We start from the raw sequence: 15,279 nt of genomic DNA, 5'->3' as shown, positions 1-15,279 counted from the left end.
ACCCTGGCCCTAACGACTGTGAGGGGACCCCTCACGGCGCCGTCCGACAAGGACTCGCCCCCCCGGTTGCATGATCATGCATCGCTGTGCATATACTTCTGCTCGTGTCCAAGGTGCTCACTTCTCTGCCTGTCGGTGAACGTGTCGGGATCGCCTTCTCCGGCGGCCTCGACACCTCGGTAGCGGTCGCGTGGATGCGCGAGAAGGGCGCCGTGCCGTGCGCCTACACCGCCGATATCGGGCAGCACGACGAGCCCGACATCGCGTCGGTGCCGGGACGTGCGACGAGCTACGGCGCGGAGGTCGCCCGCCTGGTCGACTGCCGCGAAGCGCTCGTCGAGGAGGGGCTCGCGGCCCTCGCCTGCGGGGCGTTCCACATCCGCTCCGGCGGCAAGGCCTACTTCAACACCACGCCGCTCGGCCGCGCCGTCACCGGCACCCTGCTGGTGCGCGCGATGCTGGAAGACGACGTGCAGATCTGGGGCGACGGCTCCACCTTCAAGGGCAACGACATCGAGCGGTTCTACCGGTACGGCCTGCTCGCCAACCCCGCCCTGCGGATCTACAAGCCGTGGCTCGACGCCGACTTCGTCAGCGAGCTCGGCGGCCGCACGGAGATGTCCGAGTGGCTGCTCGCCCGTGACCTGCCCTACCGGGCCAGCACCGAGAAGGCCTACTCCACCGACGCCAACATCTGGGGCGCGACCCACGAGGCCAAGGCGCTCGAACACCTCGACGCCGGCATCGAACTGGTCGAACCGATCATGGGCGTGCGGTTCTGGGACCCCGCCGTGGAGATCGCCACCGAAGACGTCACGGTCGGTTTCGAGCAGGGGCGCCCGGTGACGATCAACGGCAAGGAGTTCGCCTCCGCCGTGGACCTGGTCCTGGAGGCCAACGCCGTCGGCGGCCGCCACGGGCTGGGCATGTCCGACCAGATCGAGAACCGGATCATCGAGGCCAAGAGCCGGGGCATCTACGAAGCGCCGGGCATGGCCCTGCTGCACATCGCCTACGAGCGGCTGGTCAACGCGATCCACAACGAGGACACCCTCGCCAGCTACCACAACGAGGGACGCAAGCTGGGCAGGCTGATGTACGAAGGCCGCTGGCTCGACCCGCAGTCGTTGATGCTGCGCGAGTCGCTGCAGCGCTGGGTCGGCACCGCGGTCACCGGCGAGGTGACGCTGCGGCTGCGGCGCGGCGACGACTACTCCATCCTCGACACCACCGGACCGGCCTTCAGCTACCACCCGGACAAGCTCTCCATGGAACGCACCGAGGACTCGGCGTTCGGGCCGGTCGACCGCATCGGTCAGCTGACCATGCGCAACCTCGACATCGCCGACTCCCGCGCCCGGCTGGAGCAGTACGCCCAGCTCGGCATGGTCGGGGGCGCGCAGCCCATGGTGGGCGCCGCGCAGGCGGCCTCGACCGGGCTGATCGGCGCCATGGCCGAGGGCGGGGCCGAGGCCATCGCCTCCCGCGGCACGGTCTCGGACGAGGAACTGCTCGACAGCGCCGCCATGGAATCCGGCACCGACTGATCCCCTCTCGTCCTTCGAGGGCTGCGCAGCGCCGTGAAGGGTCCCTTCACAGTCGTATCGACTGTGAAGGGACCCTTCACGGCGGCGCCGGGGCCGTCCGCCACTAGGATTTCGCGGTGACCACCTACGACGATCTCGAGCACCTGGACACCTCGACCCTGCCGCCGCGCCAGCAGCGCATCCTGGTCGCGATCCGGGACTGGGTGGTCCGGCACGGCTATTCGCCCAGCACGCGCCAGATCGGCGACGCCGTCGGCCTGCGGTCCTCCTCAGCAGTGTCGAAGCACCTGGCAAGCCTGGAGGAAAAGGGCTTTCTCCGCCGGGGTACCGCGGTGTCCCGGCCGATCGACGTGCGCATGTTCCTGCACGAGCCCGCCGGGCGGGGATTCCGTGCCCGTGCCCGTGGTCGGCGACATCGCCGCCGGAACGCCCATTTCGGCCGAGGAGCACCTCGACGACGTGCTGACGCTGCCCCGCGAACTGACCGGGCGCGGCACGGTTTTCGGCCTGCGCGTGCGCGGGGACTCGATGATCGACGCCGCGATCTGCGACGGTGACCTCGTCGTGGTGCGCCAGCAGTCGGAGGCCCATTCGGGCCAGATCGTCGCCGCGATGATCGCCGGGGAGGCCACGGTCAAGGTGTACCGCCGCCGCAACGGTCACGTCTACCTCGAACCGCGCAACCCCCGTTACGGGGTCATCGACGGCGACGAGGCCGTCGTCCTGGGCACGGTCGTTTCGGTGCTGCGCAGCGTCTGAAACGACCGATCAGTCCTTATCGGACAGTGCCGCTTCAGATGGTGAACGGCAGCGCGTGCACGACGCGGACGCCCAGGTCCTCCTCGCCGTCGATCTCGACGTCCTTCACGTGGTCGGCCGCCGCCACGCGCCCACCTGCCAGGCGGCTGAACAGGTGCGAGCCGAGGCGCAGCCTCGTGGTCGCCGGGCCGGGCGGCTCCTCGACCAGCTTGGCCCGGCCGTCGACCACCACGTGCCAGGTGGTCCGCACCGGACCGGTCAGCTCGATGGTGACCGTCGCCCCTTCTCCGGCTGCCGCGCGTTTGCCGACGATGTAGCCGAGCGCACCGGCCACTTCCGAGAGCGCCACCTCCGCGCACGGGCCGTCGCCATGCCCCGGCATCCCCACGGCGTCGCGGATGTCCTGCTCGTGCATCCAGCAGTCGAACACGCGGATCCGCAGGAACCGGCCGTAGGTGGCGGGCCCGGCGGGCGTCCACGATGGCGCGTCGAACTCCTCTTGGGACAGGCGTTCCAAAGCCGCGCGGCGGCTCGCGGTGACCGAGCGGAACCGTTCGAGCACGGCCTCGGGCGTGTGGTCCCGCAGGCTCTGCACCCACAACTCGTTCGCCGCACCGATGTCGTTGTGCACGTGGGAAAAACCACGCACGTCCACTTCGGACGCGGGCGCGGCCTCGCCGCCGAGGGCGCACTCGGTGCCGATCATGTGCGCCACCACGTCCTGCACCGACCATCCGGGCAGCGCGGTCGGTATCCGCCACTGCTGCGGGCTCAGCGACGCGAGCAGTCCGTCGATCGCCGCCCATTCGGCGATCAGTGCGGGGATGACGACGTCCTTGTCGATCACGCGGTACCTCCGAAATCGATGACCTTGCCACGGTTGACGCTGACCCAGTCCCGGCCGCCGAGGTAGGGCGCCAGCCGCTCGGCGATCAGCGCCTGGTCGGCCGGCGCCTTGGGCCGCTGGAGTTCGTAGACGTGCGGGAACTCGGCCATGCCGCCGACCACGTCCCACAGTCGCACGGCCTCCCGTCCGGAGGGCGGGTCCACCAGCACCGGGCCGAACAGGCACGCGCCGCCGGGGAAGAACAGGGTCGGCACGCCGAATCCGCCCGCGTCGACGACCCGCTGGTGATCGGCCCGCACCTCGTCGTGAGTGGTCTCGTCGGCGAGCGCCTCGTCGAGCAGTTCCGGTGCCACACCGAGCGTGCCGAGCAGCCGCCGCGCGACCTCCGGATCGTGCGGCTTGCCGCCGGACACGTGCAGTTCCCGCCCGACCGTCGCGTACCAGTCGTCGAGCAGGGCCATGTCCCGGCGGCGCAGCAGCGCGCCGATCCGCATCAGCGACCACCCGTAGGACCATTCCCGTTCCCACGGGTGTTTCTTCCCCTCGAAGCGGTTGACCTCCTCGAGGCTGAAGAACCGCCAGTTGACGCGCAGCCCGGTCTCGGCGCGGACGTTCCGCATCCAGACCGAGGTCTGGTACGCGAAGGGGCACATCGGATCGAAGTGGAAGTCGACCTCGGTGGAGTTCATCCGTCCTCCCGGACACTGACGGCGAGCAGCGCCCGCAGCCCCTCGGCGATCTCTTCGGCCGGGCGGCCCCCGACCTTCGCGAGCAGGATCAGGCCCTGCGCCTGCGCGAGAACCATGTGCGCGAGCCGGTCCGGCTCGACCCCGTCCCGGAGCACACCGTGCTCCGCCGCGACCCGGCACGCGTGCGCCAGCTTCGCCTCCCAGCGGGAAAACACCCCGGCCACGTGCTCCCGCAGCGCGTCGTCCGTTGTGGACAGTTCGGCGGCGAGGTTGCCGAACGGGCAGCCGACGATCCGGCCGAACCGCTGTTCGAACCCCGTCTGGATCACCGCCACGGCTTCGGCCGCCGCGAACAGGCCCGCGGCGGGCCCGTCCTTCTCCGCCTCCGCGAGCCTGCGGTCCAACTCGGCGGCGTGCAGGTCGATCACGGCCTTCGCCAACTCGGCCTTGGACGGGAAGAAGTGGTAGAAGCTGCCCTTCCGCACCCCGGCGGCCGCACACAGGTCGGTGATCCCGGCCGCCTGGTAGCTCCGGGTCAGGAACAGCTTCGCGGCCGACCGGACGATCCGGTCACGGGTGTCCACGCCGCCGAAGCTACGGCAGAGTTGACCGGTCAGTCAAGAGGCGCGGCCCGCGGAACGCGGGACACAAAACACCGAGGGGGCCGAGGGAACCGGAAGACCCGGCGGCCGGTCCCACCCATGGTTGCTCCACCCGGGAGGAAAAAGCATGCTTCGCCGCAAACGGTTGACGCTGGTCCTGACCGCCGCCCTCGTCGTGATCGCCGGTGTGCTCGCGCTCGTCCTGTGGCCCGCCGGTGGCCCCTCCCACGGACGGCAGCAGCGCCCGTGGGCTCTCCCCCAGGCCCCGCCGCTGATCCCGGTGAGCCTGCCGGTTCCCGACACCCGGGCGGACAACCGGCGCGCGCCGGTCCCCGGGCTGCCGGACTGGTCCAAGGCCGGTTACCGGCAGGGTGCCGGACTACCGGCCGACGCCGACTTCAACCCCGACCCCCGCTGCCGCATCACCCCCGCGGTGACGCCCGACGACGGCCGCGACGACACCGAGGCGCTGCAGGCGGCCATCGACCGGATCAGGCGGGACTGCTCGCCGACGGCCTCCTACAACAGGCTTTCGCTGATCACGCTGCCCGCGGGGGTCCTCGATGTGACCAGGCAGATCAGCATCGACGCGAACTACCTGGTGATCCGTGGCCAGGGCGCCGATCCGGCGACCGGCACCCGGTTCGTCTTCCACCCCGACGACAACACCCGTTACGACGTGCTCACCAAGGACGGCGGCACGTGGGACCAGGACGGCATGGACTCCGGCGACGGCAGCGGCGGCTGGCTCTGGCCGGGCCGCGGCCTGTTCCGGGTGCAGTCCCGGCAGGTCGATCCCAGCTACCGCAAGGACTACGCCTCGGCCCCGGCCAATCGGAAGGACCTCTTCGAGGGCACGGTCAACGCCCACTGGAAGGCCGGGGTGAAACTGCGCGAGAAGCCCGGAGATCACGGGTTCGCCGCGCGCACCGGTGACACCGTGGTCCCCCTGGCCGAGGGCGCGAGCCTGGAGCATTTCGCCCCCGGCGGGTACGTCAACATCCGGGCCGCGAACTCGATGGCGTTCTACCAGCAGCAGCAGGCCCTGCCCACCGACCAGGAACTGCAGAACCAGCACATGCGCCAGCAGATCTTCACCATCGCCGCGGTGAACCCGGCCGAGCACACCATCACCCTCGACAAGCCGCTGGAGTTCGACGTGCCGGTCAACTCCGTTTCGGACGGTTCGGCGAAGATCGGGGGCAAGGTCTACGACTCGAAGGCCGCCCCGCTGGTCGATCCCGTCGTGGGTGTCGGGCTGGAGAACTTCCACATCAGCCAGGACGTCGCGGAGGCCGATCCGGCACGGACCACGCACAACTACGGCAACACCGCGCCCGCGGACGCACTGAACGGCATCGTGCTGAAATGGACGGTCAACTCCTGGGTACGCGGCATCGGCACCTATCTGACCGGTTCGCATCCCATCGTGACCGAGGAGGCCAAGAACATCGAAATCGTCGGCAACAACCTCAACGGCGCGTGGAACAAGGGCAAGGGCGGAAACGGCTACTTCCGCGGCTCCCGGGTGTGGGATTCGCTGTATGCCGGAAACGTGACCCGCAACCTGAGACACTTCACCTTCCAGTGGTCCTCTTCGGACAACGTGGTGATCGGCAACGACTTCGACAACGACCTCAACCTGCACGGTGGCTGGGAACGACGGAACCTGTTCGAACGCAACACCGTGCGCGTGCCCTACGAGCACCGGCCGGGAAACTGCACCACGAACTGCGGTGACGAGGGCGGCTCCGGCCCGGACGACTCCGCCTGGTTCCCGATCTGGTGGGGCGCCGGCGCCAAGGCGGTGAAGTGGTCCGGTGCCACCGGCCCGCAGAACGTGTTCTTCGGCAACACCATGAGCAAGCAGCTCGTCCCGGGTGGCCCCGGCGTCGCTTTCTATCCCGACCCGCACCGGATCTACCAGTTCGGCTGGGACGGTGCGGCCTACCGTCCGCTGAGCGAGAACGGGACTCCGATCAGGGACTGGGCCGGGCACGAACAGGACGACTTCACCCACGGCGACGGGGTGGACGCCTCGCGCACCGACCCCGCCGATTCGCTCTTCCTCAAGAACTAACGGAAGGAGGACCCGTTCGGGAAGTGGTTCGTCCGGCGGTACGAGTGGCCACAGTGGACAGCCTGCGCGTCAGCTCACCGGCGCCGGCACGCAGGCCGCGGCGAGACGGCGCAGCCCCTCCGCGATCTCGTCCGGGGTGTGGGTGACGAACGACAGCCGCAGCGTCCCCGGGTCCGGCCGCCCCGCGTGGAACGGAGCGCCGGGGACGAACGCGACGGACTGTGCCGTCGCCCGCTCGAACAGCTCCCCGGCGTCACCGGGGACCCGGGCCCAGAGGAACATGCCGCCTTCGGGGCGGTTCCAGCGCGAGCCCTCGGGCAGCGCGCCGGGCAGTCCCGACAGCATCGCGTCGCGCCGCTCACGGTAGACCTCGCGGACCCGGCCGATGTGCGCGTCCAGGTCGTTGTCGGTGAGGTACCGGGTGGCGGCGAGCTGAACGATGGTGGGGGTGTGCAGATCGGTGGCCTGCTTGGCGATCACGCAGGCCCGCCGCAGCGCCGCGGGTGCGCGCAGCCAGCCCAGCCGCATCCCCGGCGACATCACCTTGGAGAAGCTGCCGACCAGCACCACGCGGTCGGCCGCGTCCTCGTAGGTGGAGATCCAGGGCACCCGCTCGCCCTCGTACCGCAGTTCGCCGTACGGGTCGTCCTCCACGATCCAAAGCCCGTGCCGGGCGGCCACCGCGGCCAGCTCGGCGCGGCGGCCGGCCGGAATCGTCCGGCCGGTCGGGTTCTGGAAGGTCGGGACCGTGTACAGCAGCTTCGGCCGTTCCCGGATCACGAGCCCGGCCAGCGCCTCCGGGTCCGGGCCGTCGTCGTCGCACGGGACCGGCAGCACGCGCGCACCGACGAGCCGGAACGCCTGGAGCGCCGCCAGGTAGGACGGGTCCTCGACGAGCACGGTATCGCCGGGTTCGAGCAGCGCCGTGGCCAGCAGGGACAGCGCCTGCTGCGAACCGGTGGTGACCAGCAGCGCGTCCGGCTCGGTCGGCAGGCCGCGCGCGGAGAGCCTGCCCGCGATGGCTGCCCTCAGCCCCGGATCGCCCTCGGTCGTCGAGTACTGCAGCGCCGCCCGCCCCTGCTCGGCCAGGACGGCCTCGTACGCCCGCGCCACTCCCGCCACGTCGAACAACTCGGGCGCGGGCAGCCCGCCCGCGAACGAGATCACCCCTGGCCTGGCCGTGACCGCCAGGATCTCGCGGACGGCCGAGCCGCCGGCCGCGGCGGTACGCGAGGACAGGGTGGGGGGAAGCGCGGAAGTCACGACGGCATCCTTCGGTCGGGTGGGAAACGTTCGAGGCGCGGACCGAGTGGGTGCGCTGGAAGGGGGCCGGTCGCCGGGGTCGAGCGAGCGTGGCGGGCCGGGGCCGAGTGAGGCCCGGTCACTCGAAGTCTAGACCATGCCGCGCGAGTCCCACCTTCCGCCGCGCCGGTCCCACCCTCCGCGACCTGAGTTCCACCCTCCGCAACGCGCGTTCCCTGTTCGGCAGGGTGGCGTGCCCCGAAGGACGCCTTCGGGGCACGGATCCGGCCCGCTGGAGGCGCACCTTCAGCGGGCCGGATCGTCACGCGTCCAGCATGCCAGGACCGAACACCTCGGTGCGGATCCGCGCCGCGGGCACCCCGCGGGCGATCAGGCCCGTGCGCATCGCGGCCATGAACGGGAGCGGGCCGCACAGGTACACCAAGGCGTTGTCCGGCAACGGAAGCGCGTCGACCTCGACCAAACCGGCGCGGGCACCGGGCGTCGGATCCGCTTCGTACCACACCATCTGCCGGAACGAGCGGAGCTGGGCACCGGCGTGGTCGATGTCGGAACGCAGCGCGTGCCTGGCGGGCGACCGGTCGGCGTGCACCGCGACCACCTCGCGGAACGGCTGGGTGTGCGCGATGTGGTCGAGCATCGCGGCCATCGGGGTGATGCCGATCCCGGCGCTCACCAGCAGCACCGGATCCTCCCCGGCGTCCAGCACGAGGTCGCCCGCGGGCGGCCCGACGAGCACCACGTCGTCCGCCTGCACGTGGTCGTACAGGTAGTTCGACACCTCGCCCGCCGGCGCGCCGCCCTCGCCGGGAACGCGGCGCACGGTGATCCTCAGCGAACCACGGCCCGGCCCCTGGGAAAGGGAATACTGCCGCGGCTGCCTGCGACCGTCCGGCAGCGTCACCGCGACCGAAACATACTGTCCGGGAAGGAAATCCGGGACCACTCCGCCGTCGTGGGGAACCAGGGTGAACGAGGCCGTGTCCTCGGTCTCGTCACTGCGCTTGGCGACGCGCCACTGCCGCCACGGATGTGCGGGTTCGACCTCGGCTTCGCGGTACAACCGGGCTTCCGCCGCGATCAACTGGCAGGCGCACAGCCAGTACACCTCGTCCCACGCCGCCAGCACCTCGTCGGTGACCGCCTCGCCCAGTACCTTCACCACGGCGGCCAGCAGGTGGCGGCCGACGATCGGGTACTGCTCCGCGGTCATCCCCAGCGACACGTGCTTGTGCGCGATGCGCTCGGCGATCGGCCCGAACGGCGCCTGCCGCTGCCCCACCAGGTGTTCGGCGAACGCCACCACGGCCGCGGCCAGCGCCTGCTTCTGCGCGCCGTTGGCCTGGTTGCCCCGGTTGAACAGGTCGAGCAGTTCGGGATGCGCCTCGAACATGGCGGAGTAGAACTCCGCGGTGATCTCGACCGCGTGCGCGTTCACCGCGGGAAGCGTCGCACGGACTATCTCGGCGGAAGATTCCGACAGCATGGCGTGTCCTCTCTGTTTTTCAAGGCCGTTTCAGGCCGAGCGTGAGCGGCACCGGACCACCCGGCGGCCGCACCAGATCCGCGAGCCGCACTTCGTCGAGCGAAGCGAGAAACGCCGAGTGCGCCCGGTGAAGCGCACCCCGCAACCGGCAGGCGCCTCGCAACGGGCAGGGCGGGTCGTCGCAGTCGACCACCTCCTGCTCGCCCTCCAACGCGCGGACCACGGCGCCGACGGTCGTTTCGACCGCCCCCTCCGCGAGGTCCACGCCACCGGCACGGCCGCGCGTGGTGCTGAGCAGTCCCAGTCGCTGCAACCGCTGCACCACCTTCGCCATGTGGTTGCGTGGCACGGAAAGCGCTTCGGCCAACTCGTCGACCGTCTGCCGCTCCTGGTGCGCGGCGGTCAGCATGAGCACCCGCAAGGCGATGTCGGTGGCCCGGTTCAACTGCACGTCTCGAGGCTAACAAAAGAGGACTCCGTGATACCTGTTTAGTGAGCCAGCACTCGAAACCCCTCCCCCGCTTGAACACTCATCCGGTGAATACCCGCCCACTGTCCTAACAGGACAATATGGCCGGCCTCACAGAAGTTCTCAGCCTTGCGGCCGCGGTGTCGCCCGGAACCCCGGCAGTTCAACACCCCAGACGTCGACCACTGGCTCGGCGCCGTCGAAGTCGCCGGCGCAACCTTCCAGGAAGAAGCCGAAGAACTCCAGCATCGCCCGCTCGCCCAACTCGAGCGGATGGAACGGCAGCGGGTACGGTTGCTCGTCCGCCAAGAGCTCCACCGCATGCCTGCCGTCCCAGTACGGCGACTCGAAGGGCAACGGTTCGCCGATGTCCTCGATGACGCCGCCGTCCGGGGACAGGCTCAGCGAGCGGACCAGGCGGCCGTCCTCCCAGACGGCGAACGCCAGCCAGTCGACGGCGCTGTGCATCGCGTGGAGGTAGAGGCGCCGGCCCCGGCCGGCGCCGACCAGGTGCCCGGGAAGACGCGAGGGCCGGTCGAGCATGACCTCCTGGTCGCAGACCAGGTCGAGGCCCGGTACCGACAGCGCACAGACTGTCCCCTCGGGTGGGCAGAGTGCCTCCGCCAGCATCCACGGCGCTTCGGCGTCCCGCTCGACATCATGACCTGGACGAACCCTGCCGGCCAGCGCGGCAGCACGGTCGATCTCGCCCGGCGGCGCGTCTCTGAGCACATCGGCGACGGCGGCGTCCGAGTAGGCCAACACCGCGGTTTTCACTCCCATACGACCCATCCCTCTTCCGTCCCGTGGAGGTTTGCCGGGAGGCTATCGATCAGGTCCGACATTTCGCCTCGATCCACATCGGCGCTCTCCAGGTGAGACGGGCATCAGTCGTTCGACTGGGCTGACGGCGCAGAAGGCGCCGGACAGCTACCCGACCGTGAGCGAAGCGTGGCTGCGGCTGCTCGAAACCCTCAGCACCGCACGCGGAACCAGGGAGACTGACACGCCGCACCAAGATTCAACCTTCCCTATTTTCGTTAGACAGGGAGCGATAGGGAGTGTTACGGTAGTTTCATGACTGAAGCAGTCTCGATCTACCGATCCGAAGCCGGAGCCCGGCTGCTGCGCGAGTACTACCTGGCCGCGCTGGCACGCTGGCCCGTCGACCACGAGGAACTCCGGACACCGACCCCGGAGGGCGAAACCTTCGTCCTCGCCGCCGGGGACGCGGCCGCGGCCCCACTGGTGCTGCTGCACGGCTCCGGTAGCAACTCGATGCACTGGATGGGCCGGATCCCCGAGCTCGCGCGAGAGTTCCGGGTCTACGCCGTCGACATGATCGGCGAGCCGGGGCTCAGCGCCGCGTCCCGGCCACCGCTGGACTCCGGGCGGTACGCGGCGTGGCTGGATGCCGTGCTGGACTCCCTCGGCGTGGAGCGTGCGGGATTCATGGGCATCTCCCTCGGGGGCTGGCTGGCACTGGACTACGCCATCCGGCGCCCGGAGCGAGTGGCACGGCTGGCACTGTCCTGCCCGGGCGGGATCGGACGGCAGAAAACGGGCTTCCTGGTCAAGGCACTGCTGCTGAACGCGCTCGGCGAGCGAGGACGGCGCCGCAGTGCGGCCGGGGTACTCGGCCCAGCATTGTCCACAATGGACAAGCGGGAGGCCGAGGGGGCGCTGGCACTGGTGACGCTGGTATCGCGACACTACCGGTACCGCCGGGAACCACTGCCCGTCTTCGGCGACGACGCGTTGCGGAAGCTGACCATGCCGGTCCAGGTCATCGTCGGCCGGCAGGACGTCCTGATCGATTCCGCCGAGACGAAGCGACGACTCGAAACAGCCGTGCCGCACGCGATCGTGCGGCTGCTCCCCGGGGTCGGGCATTTCGTCCCGGCCCAGCCGGACGAACTCGAATTCCTGACCAGCCAACAGAAGTGAGGGCGAAGTGTCCCAGCAGTACTACTCCGTGGAGCAGGTCGCCGAACTGCTCGACCTGCACGTGCGCACCGTGCGCGGCTACGTGCGGGACGGGAAGCTGAAGGCGACCCGGATCGGCAAGCAGTACCGGATCCGGCGTGAGGACCTCGAAGCGTTCACCGGCACCGAGGCGCCCGCCCCGGTGCGGCGGACCCGGCACGCGGAGGCCTCGGTCATCGTGCAGATCGACGCGATCAGCCGCGAGACCACCGACCGGCTGAGCACCCTGCTGATGGCCGCGACGGCGCACCACCGCCAGGACGGGGAGAACCTGCGCATCCAAACGGCGTACGACGAGGAACGGGCGAGCCTCAAGGTCGTCATCCTCGGTGGCCTCGGCAACAGCGCCGAACTGCTCCAGACGATCAGTTCCCTGGTGGAGGACGGCGACTGATTCCCGCGTGCCCCCGGGGCGCACCTCCCGCACCTGACATTGCAGGCGCCGTGAGGGGGTCCCATTTGCCAGGACCCCGGCACCGATCGATCGTTGGCCGTGAAGGGTCCAGCCACTACGACCGTGAAGGGACCCTTCACGGCTCGCCCCAGCCCCGGCCAGGGGCGTGTCCCACCCGCAGGTTGAGTTCTCCCTTCGGGCTGGGTGAGCGCCGCGATAGGACTGCGGTTTCGACCGTGAGGGGGCCCCTCACGGGAGGAAGGGTCGGGTTCCCGGCAAAGTCCGGCGCCTTAAGGGCACCTCAGCCGGAGCGAGCATAGAACTGACGCGCCCGAGCGTGGAACACAAGCGCACCAAGGTGGGGCTCGGGCTGGAACCGGCCGACTTTGCCGGGTCCGGACGGCCGGGCAAGGCCGGGCGCGGCGAGTGCACGGATTGGCGAGTGCCGGTGCGCTCGGTGGTGCCTCCGGGCGGCCGCCGCCGGGTCTACTTGCCTCCAGCGAGACCTGGAGGTATCAATGCCGATCACCACCCGCACGTCCATCATCCGGAAGGCACCCGGCCGTTACGAGACCGTCGAGGTCGAACTCGACGATCCGCGCCAGGGCGAGGTCACCGTCAAGCTCGCGGCCTCCGGGCTGTGCCATTCCGACGACCACGTCGCCACCGGTGACGTGCCCGTCGGTGTCTACCCGTATGCGGGCGGGCACGAGGGCGCCGGTGTGGTGACCGCGGTCGGGCCGAACACACCGGGATACGAGGTCGGCGACCACGTCGTCTTCTCGTTCCTGCCCGCCTGCGGTCACTGCGAGTTCTGCGCCCGCGGCCTGTCCAATCTGTGCGACCTGGGCGCGTCCCTGCTCACCGGTGCGCGGGCCGAGGATCCGACGAGTTTCCGGATGCACCTCGACGGCGAGCCCGTCGGCCAGCAGTGCGGCATCTCCACCTTCAGCGAGTACACGACCGCGTCGGTCGACTCCGTGGTGAAGATCGACAAGAGCATCCCGCTGCGCGCCGCGGCGCTCGTCGGGTGCGGGGTGCCGACCGGCTGGGGTTCGGCCGTGAACTCCGCGAACATCCACCCCGGGGACACCGTGATCGTCGCGGGCATCGGCGGGATCGGGGCCAACGCGCTGCAGGGCGCCGCGCACGCGGGCGCCACCACGATCATCGCGGTGGACCCGGTGCCCGCGAAGCGGGAATGGGCCGCGACCTTCGGCGCCACCCACGCCTACGGGACCATCGAGGAGGCCGCCGACTACGCCCGGTCGATCACCAACGGGCAGGGTGCCGACGCCACGATCGTCACCATCGGCGTGGTGCAGGGCGAGCACGTCGCGCAGGCGCTGGCGTCCATCCGCAAGGCGGGCACGGTCGTGCTCACCGGGCTGGGCGACATCACCGCCGCGGGCGCCCCGATCGCCCTCGGCGACCTGACGCTGATGCAGAAGCGGCTGCAGGGTTCGCTGTTCGGCGAGTCCAACCCGCGCCGCGACATCCCCCACCTGCTGCGGATGTACCAGGCCGGGCAGCTCAAGCTCGACGAGTTGGTGACGCGCACCTACACCCTCGACCAGGTCGCCGAGGCCTACGACGACATGCACGCCGGACGCAACATCCGCGGCGTGATCGTCTTCGACTGACCGCCACCACCCCGGGAGGAAACGCCTCATGCGTACCGAGATGTACATCAACGGGAAGTGGACCGGCGGCAGCGGCACCACCTTCCCCACGCACAACCCCGCCACCGGCGCGGTCATCGCCGAGCTGCCGGAGGCCACACCGTCCGATGTGGACAACGCGGTGGCGGCGGCGGGGGAAGCGTTCTCCGCACCCGAGTGGGCCGGGCTGCTACCCGCCCAGCGGGCACGGCTGCTGTTCAAGGCCGCCGATCTGCTGGAGCAGCGCGCCGACGAGTTCGCGCGGCTGGAGACCACCGACCAGGGCCAGCCACTGGCCATCAGCGCCGGGTTCTCGGTCCCCAACGCGGTCGAGCACTTCCGTTACTACGCGGGGTGGGTCACCAAGATCACCGGGGTGACGGCGCCGCTGTCGGTGCCCGGCGTCGACTACCGCACCCGGCGTGAGCCGCTGGGGGTGTGCGCGCTGATCACGCCGTGGAACTTCCCGCTGATGATCCTGGTGTGGAAGCTCGCGCCCGCACTGGCCACCGGCAACACCGTGGTCGTCAAGCCCGCCGAGCAGACCCCGCTCACCACGCTGCTGCTCGCGGAGGTCCTGGAAGAGGCGGGCATCCCGGCGGGGGTGGTCAACGTGGTGACCGGCGGCCCGGAGGTGGGCAAGACACTGGTGCGGCACCCGAAGGTCGCCAAGATCTCCTTCACCGGTTCCACCGCGGTGGGCCGGGAGATCGCCGCCGAGGCCGGGCGCGCGCTGAAGAAGGTGTCGCTGGAGCTCGGTGGCAAGGCCCCGAGCATCATCGCCGCCGACGCGGACCTCGACGCGGTGGTCGAGGGCAACCTGATGAGCGGCCTGCTCAACTCGGGCCAGGTCTGCGCCGCCGCGACGCGGTTCTACGTGGACCGCACCCGCGCGGACGAGTTCGCCGAAAAGCTGGCGGGTGCCGCCGGTTCGATGAAACTCGGTCCGGGGCTCGACGAAACCACGCAGCTGGGCCCGGTGGTGTCGCTCGACCAGCTCGAGCAGGTGGACCGGTACGTGCGGATCGGCGAGTCCGAGGGTGCGCACCTGCTGACCGGTGGCAGCCGCGCCGACGGCGAACTGGCCGGTGGCTACTTCTACCGGCCGACGGTGTTCGCCGGGGTCGGCCAGGACATGCGGATCGCGCGGGAAGAGATCTTCGGCCCCGTCCTGTCCGTGCTCCCGTACGACGATCCGGAGGAGCTGGCGCCGCGGGCCAACGACACCGAGTACGGGCTGGCGGCCTACATCTGGGCGCGCGACATCGGCACCGCGAACCGGCTGGCGCACCAGGTCAAGGCGGGCACGGTGTGGATCAACATGCCGCCGCTGCTCGACGCGGGCGCGGCCTGGGGCGGCATGAAGGCCTCCGGCCTCGGCCGCGAGATGGGCTGGGAAGCCATCGAGGCCTTCACCGAAGTGAAGAGCATCTGGACCAGCCTCGTCTGAGGCCTGCTCCCGCCCGGAAGGCGCTGCGGGGCCGTGAGGGGACCCC

Annotated in this window: 13 protein-coding genes and 1 pseudogene; 7 read left to right on the top strand and 7 right to left on the bottom strand. The window is 70.2% G+C overall.

Features of this window, described 5'->3' with window-relative positions; all coding sequences use genetic code 11:
* Positions 1-104 precede the first annotated feature (104 nt).
* Both argG and lexA read left to right on the top strand, forming a co-directional pair.
* On the top strand, positions 105-1,547 hold the full coding sequence (gene argG, locus FNH05_RS14850; RefSeq protein ID WP_144588540.1) for an argininosuccinate synthase: 1,443 nt from the start codon (positions 105-107) through the stop codon (positions 1,545-1,547).
* 116 nt (positions 1,548-1,663) lie between these two features.
* A pseudogene (gene lexA / locus FNH05_RS14845) lies at positions 1,664-2,306 on the top strand (transcriptional repressor LexA).
* Between the two features lie 34 nt (positions 2,307-2,340).
* Here the strand turns inward: lexA and FNH05_RS14840 are convergent.
* The 3 genes from FNH05_RS14840 to FNH05_RS14830 are packed head-to-tail and all read right to left on the bottom strand — an operon-like array spanning position 2,341 to position 4,426.
* Positions 2,341-3,153, bottom strand: a complete 813-nt coding sequence (locus tag FNH05_RS14840) for a maleylpyruvate isomerase family mycothiol-dependent enzyme (protein ID WP_144588538.1) — start codon at positions 3,151-3,153, stop codon at positions 2,341-2,343.
* Positions 3,150-3,842 (bottom strand): mycothiol-dependent nitroreductase Rv2466c family protein, encoded by a 693-nt coding sequence (locus tag FNH05_RS14835; protein WP_144588536.1) that lies wholly within the window; start codon positions 3,840-3,842, stop codon positions 3,150-3,152. The genes FNH05_RS14840 and FNH05_RS14835 overlap by 4 nt, the downstream gene beginning before the upstream one ends.
* A complete protein-coding gene (locus FNH05_RS14830) occupies positions 3,839-4,426 on the bottom strand; it encodes a TetR/AcrR family transcriptional regulator (protein ID WP_144588534.1) in 588 nt (195 codons plus the stop codon). Before FNH05_RS14830 ends, FNH05_RS14835 begins: the two co-directional genes overlap by 4 nt.
* 145 nt (positions 4,427-4,571) lie before the next feature.
* On the opposite strand from FNH05_RS14830, the gene FNH05_RS14825 reads away from it, so the two are divergent.
* On the top strand, positions 4,572-6,524 hold the full coding sequence (locus tag FNH05_RS14825; RefSeq protein ID WP_144588532.1) for a right-handed parallel beta-helix repeat-containing protein: 1,953 nt from the start codon (positions 4,572-4,574) through the stop codon (positions 6,522-6,524).
* Between the two features lie 69 nt (positions 6,525-6,593).
* On the opposite strand, the gene FNH05_RS14820 is transcribed toward FNH05_RS14825, so the two are convergent.
* The 4 genes from FNH05_RS14820 to FNH05_RS14805 all read right to left on the bottom strand — a co-directional run bounded on the left by FNH05_RS14820 (position 6,594) and on the right by FNH05_RS14805 (position 10,525).
* Entirely contained in the window at positions 6,594-7,787 is a 1,194-nt protein-coding gene (locus FNH05_RS14820; protein ID WP_144588530.1) for an aminotransferase-like domain-containing protein, read from the bottom strand.
* A 301-nt stretch (positions 7,788-8,088) separates the two neighbouring features.
* Entirely contained in the window at positions 8,089-9,273 is a 1,185-nt protein-coding gene (locus FNH05_RS14815; protein WP_144588528.1) for a globin domain-containing protein, read from the bottom strand.
* A 19-nt stretch (positions 9,274-9,292) separates the two neighbouring features.
* Complete coding sequence (locus FNH05_RS14810) at positions 9,293-9,724, bottom strand: RrF2 family transcriptional regulator (protein ID WP_144588526.1); 432 nt, start codon at positions 9,722-9,724, stop codon at positions 9,293-9,295.
* A 141-nt stretch (positions 9,725-9,865) separates the two neighbouring features.
* Entirely contained in the window at positions 9,866-10,525 is a 660-nt protein-coding gene (locus FNH05_RS14805) for a DUF6928 family protein (RefSeq protein WP_144588524.1), read from the bottom strand.
* A 294-nt stretch (positions 10,526-10,819) separates the two neighbouring features.
* On the opposite strand from FNH05_RS14805, the gene FNH05_RS14800 reads away from it, so the two are divergent.
* From FNH05_RS14800 to FNH05_RS14785, 4 genes are all read left to right on the top strand, one after another.
* Positions 10,820-11,689 (top strand): alpha/beta fold hydrolase, encoded by an 870-nt coding sequence (locus FNH05_RS14800; RefSeq protein WP_144588522.1) that lies wholly within the window; start codon positions 10,820-10,822, stop codon positions 11,687-11,689.
* A gap of 7 nt (positions 11,690-11,696) precedes the next feature.
* Positions 11,697-12,122, top strand: coding sequence for a helix-turn-helix domain-containing protein (locus tag FNH05_RS14795; RefSeq protein ID WP_144588520.1), 426 nt, complete (start codon positions 11,697-11,699; stop codon positions 12,120-12,122).
* 518 nt (positions 12,123-12,640) lie between these two features.
* Positions 12,641-13,765, top strand: coding sequence for an NDMA-dependent alcohol dehydrogenase (locus FNH05_RS14790; RefSeq protein ID WP_144588518.1), 1,125 nt, complete (start codon positions 12,641-12,643; stop codon positions 13,763-13,765).
* A gap of 28 nt (positions 13,766-13,793) precedes the next feature.
* Positions 13,794-15,233, top strand: a complete 1,440-nt coding sequence (locus tag FNH05_RS14785; protein ID WP_144588516.1) for an aldehyde dehydrogenase family protein — start codon at positions 13,794-13,796, stop codon at positions 15,231-15,233.
* Positions 15,234-15,279 lie beyond the last annotated feature (46 nt).

Origin of the sequence: Amycolatopsis rhizosphaerae (genome assembly GCF_007713715.1) — a bacterium.
Lineage (GTDB): Bacteria > Actinomycetota > Actinomycetes > Mycobacteriales > Pseudonocardiaceae > Amycolatopsis_E > Amycolatopsis_E rhizosphaerae.
This window is presented reverse-complemented; position numbering and strand designations above follow the sequence as displayed.

What these genes read in the sequence shown, in the direction of transcription:
- FNH05_RS14835 (WP_144588536.1), bottom strand. Translation starts at nt 3,842, where the DNA reads ATGAACTCCACCGAGGTCGACTTCCACTTCGATCCGATGTGCCCCTTC.
- FNH05_RS14825 (WP_144588532.1), top strand. Translation starts at nt 4,572, where the DNA reads ATGCTTCGCCGCAAACGGTTGACGCTGGTCCTGACCGCCGCCCTCGTC.
- FNH05_RS14815 (WP_144588528.1), bottom strand. Translation starts at nt 9,273, where the DNA reads ATGCTGTCGGAATCTTCCGCCGAGATAGTCCGTGCGACGCTTCCCGCG.
- FNH05_RS14805 (WP_144588524.1), bottom strand. Translation starts at nt 10,525, where the DNA reads ATGGGAGTGAAAACCGCGGTGTTGGCCTACTCGGACGCCGCCGTCGCC.
- FNH05_RS14800 (WP_144588522.1), top strand. Translation starts at nt 10,820, where the DNA reads ATGACTGAAGCAGTCTCGATCTACCGATCCGAAGCCGGAGCCCGGCTG.
- FNH05_RS14790 (WP_144588518.1), top strand. Translation starts at nt 12,641, where the DNA reads ATGCCGATCACCACCCGCACGTCCATCATCCGGAAGGCACCCGGCCGT.
- FNH05_RS14785 (WP_144588516.1), top strand. Translation starts at nt 13,794, where the DNA reads ATGCGTACCGAGATGTACATCAACGGGAAGTGGACCGGCGGCAGCGGC.